This is a genomic window from uncultured Campylobacter sp. (assembly GCF_938040115.1).
GTDB lineage: Bacteria > Campylobacterota > Campylobacteria > Campylobacterales > Campylobacteraceae > Campylobacter_A.
In genome coordinates this window covers 1-2,562 of record NZ_CALHXD010000069.1, presented here as the reverse complement: position 1 = coordinate 2,562, position 2,562 = coordinate 1, and the positions used below count along the sequence as shown (strand labels likewise).

At 47.5% G+C, this 2,562-nt stretch carries 4 protein-coding genes; 1 reads left to right on the top strand and 3 read right to left on the bottom strand.

What is annotated here, in order from left to right; all coding sequences use genetic code 11:
• From Q0314_RS02795 to Q0314_RS02785, 3 genes are all read right to left on the bottom strand, one after another.
• On the bottom strand, positions 1–886 hold an 886-nt coding region (locus Q0314_RS02795), incomplete at its 3' end, for a type II asparaginase (RefSeq protein WP_298056247.1).
• An 11-nt stretch (positions 887–897) separates the two neighbouring features.
• Complete coding sequence (locus Q0314_RS02790) at positions 898–1,236, bottom strand: AzlD domain-containing protein (protein ID WP_298056244.1); 339 nt, start codon at positions 1,234–1,236, stop codon at positions 898–900.
• Complete coding sequence (locus Q0314_RS02785; protein WP_298056242.1) at positions 1,233–1,895, bottom strand: AzlC family ABC transporter permease; 663 nt, start codon at positions 1,893–1,895, stop codon at positions 1,233–1,235. Before Q0314_RS02785 ends, Q0314_RS02790 begins: the two co-directional genes overlap by 4 nt.
• A 198-nt stretch (positions 1,896–2,093) precedes the next feature.
• On the opposite strand from Q0314_RS02785, the gene Q0314_RS02780 reads away from it, so the two are divergent.
• On the top strand, positions 2,094–2,562 hold a 469-nt coding region (locus Q0314_RS02780), incomplete at its 3' end, for a tetratricopeptide repeat protein (RefSeq protein ID WP_298056240.1).

Below are 2,562 nucleotides of genomic sequence, written 5' to 3'. Positions count from 1 at the left end.
TTGTTAAAAAGCCGTATTTGCCGTCGTCTACTTCGCCGTTCATAGTCGTCTCGCCGCTGCTTACGCGCGAGCCTCGCACGACTACTACTCCGGCTTTAACCGCTTCGCCTAGAGCCTCAAGCGCGCTTGGGAATGGATTTCCGTTACCCATGCCCGCGTTTATGATGCCTTTAGCTCCGTTTTTGACGGCTAAATTTACAAAGTCCGGGTTGTCGTTTGAGTGGCTATAGATGATATCGACTCTTGGAAGCTCCTTGATCTTTGTGATGTCAAATGCTGAATTTACGGTGTGTTTGCGTGTAGGATTCATGTAAAATTTGACGTTGCCGTAAAACACGGTGCCGATCTTGCCGCTGTTTGGAGATTTAAATGTATCGACAGCGGTAGTGTTGGTTTTAGTCACCTCTCTAGCCGCGTGGATCTCGTCGTTCATCACTACCATTACGCCCTTGCCTGCCGCTTCTTTATTCATCGCGACGTTTACGGCGTTAAAGATATTTAGGGGGCCATCCGCGCTTAGCGAGCCGCTGTTTCTCATAGCGCCCACCATAACGATAGGTTTATCGCTTTTGACGACTAAATTTAAAAAATACGCCGTCTCCTCCATCGTGTCGGTTCCGTGCGTGATGACGACGCCGTCGGCCTTGCCACTAGTTAGCAGCTCGTTTACTCTGTTTGCTAGCTTAAACCAAACTTCGTTGTTCATCTCTTGAGAGCCGATGTTTGAGATCTGCTCGCCTTTGATGGTTGCTATCTTGTTGATATCGGGTACCGCGGCGATCAGTTTATCGACCGTAACGGTTCCTGAGGTATAGCTCGCATCAAGCGATCCGGGGCCGCTTCCCGCTACCGTGCCACCCACTGCTAGTATAGTAACTCTTTTCATAAAACCTCCGTTTAAGCCGTAAGTCTGATTAGCGCCATATAAATGCCCGTCGAAGCCGCGATGCTAAGCAGGGTATTTTTAAATTTCAGATGAATCAAAACCGCGCTAAAAACGGCCGCCGCTTCGTTTAGTCCGTACGGATAAACGTCAAATTTGACGTCCTTTAGCCCGTAGCACACCAAGATAACCATTATCATCAGCCCCATGTGTCGCTCCACGGCCGTTAGCCACGGACGAGGCTTATAGTTTTTGATGACGCAAAACGGCGCGGCGCGCGTCAAAAAGGTCGCAAACGCGCTTAGCAACACGGCAGCGAATATCGCCCACTCGCTAGAGCTCACGCTTATCAAAGCTTATCCTTAAAAACTAAAATAAAAATAAAGCAAAGCGCCATCGAGCCTACCAGCATCGCTTTAGCGGGCATGAGCGCTACGCCGGCGACTCCGAAAAAGCACGCAGCACCCAGCACTTTATAGTTCTTATCGTTTTTAAACATCTCCATCACGATCACGATAAAAAGCGCGGTTAAGCTAAACTCAAGCCCGCTCGTATCGACCTTGATAAGCCCGCCGGCTAGGCATCCGACCGCCGTTCCCGCCGCCCAGTAGAGCCACGAGAGCAAATTTAGCCGAGTAAAAACATAGCTACGCTCCGCCGCGTCCGAGATATTAAGCGCCTTAAATATCGCAAAAGTTTCGTCCGTGAGAGTCGCGATATTAAAAAGGCGAAATTTGAGATCTTTGTACTCTTTTAAAAGCGCCAGCCCGTAAAAAGTATGGCGTAAATTTACGAGGTAGCTCACGATAAAAACCTCCAAAAGTCCCGTGCCAGCGCTAAAAAGCGAGAGCATCATAAACTGCGCCGCGCCGCCGTATGCCAGCGTGCTAAGAGTGATGGCGATAAATGCGCTAACGCCCATGCTTTTGGCCAGTATTCCAAAAGCGACGCCGAGGGGAAAATAGCCCATAAATATCGGAATGCTGAGCTTAAAAACGTAACTAAAATGCAAAAATTTTCCTTAATAAAAGCGCGATGATAGCTAAAATTTTAAAAAATTTGGATAAAGGCGGGAGATTTGAGTAAATCTGAGCCGATGACGCGGTGGGCAAATTTAGCCCGCTCAAATTTAGCGTTTAATATAAAAATTATTCGCATTTTAATAATAAATCTTATAAAATAGCTCTAATCTTTTTATGGGAGTAAATTTATGAAAAAAGTAGTCATAGCGGTAGCGTGCGCGGCAGTTTTGTTTGGTGCGGGCGATGACGCAAAAAGGCTGCAAGACGCTTGCGACAGCGGAGATACAAGAAGCTGCTATAATCTGGGCGTTTCGTACGCAAACGGGCAAGACGGCGTGGAGCAAGACTATAAAAAAGCTAGCGAGCTGTTTTTGAAAGCTTGCGAGGCGGGTGACGCAAAAGGCTGCTATAATCTGGGAATTTTATATAGTAACGGCCAAGGCGTAAAACAGGACACTAAAAAGGCCGTCGAGCTGTTTTCCAAGGCTTGCGAAGCGGGCGATATCAAAGGCTGCTATAATCTAGGCTTTTCATACGCAAGCGGGGAAGGTATAAAACAAGACTATAAAAAAGCTAGCGAGCTATACTCTAAAGCTTGCGAGGCTGGAGAAGCTCTAGGCTGCGGCAATCTCGGGCTTTTATACGAAAAAGGTCAAG